Origin of the sequence: Pseudomonas sp. NBRC 100443, assembly GCF_030268185.1 — a bacterium.
GTDB classification, from domain to species: Bacteria; Pseudomonadota; Gammaproteobacteria; order Pseudomonadales; family Pseudomonadaceae; genus Pseudomonas; species Pseudomonas citronellolis.
Genome location: NZ_BSQE01000100.1, coordinates 1 through 270, shown reverse-complemented (window position 1 = coordinate 270; position 270 = coordinate 1). Strand labels below are relative to the sequence as shown.

At 68.9% G+C, this 270-nt stretch carries 1 pseudogene; it reads right to left on the bottom strand.

The annotated features are described in order from the left end of the window. A pseudogene (locus QSJ95_RS32715) lies at positions 1 to 270 on the bottom strand (p-hydroxyphenylacetate 3-hydroxylase oxygenase component); the annotation flags it as partial.

Below are 270 nucleotides of genomic sequence, written 5' to 3'. Positions count from 1 at the left end.
ATTCGTGGCGCTCGCCGTGCTCGGCGTGGTCCTGCCAGGTCTTCTCGAGGAAGGCGCGGGCGGCGGCCACCTGGTGGGTGGACTCGGCCAGGCGCATCAGCGCCGGGGTGGCGGTGCCGACGCTGGCGCCGGTGTAGGCGCGTACGCGGTTGCGCGTCTTCTCCTTGAAGGCTTCCAGCATGCGCTCGGCGATGCCCAGGCCGATGGAGGCGAAGCCGCTGGCGAAGTACGGGCGGTACGGGGTGTAGAAAATCTTGCTGTAGGGGTACA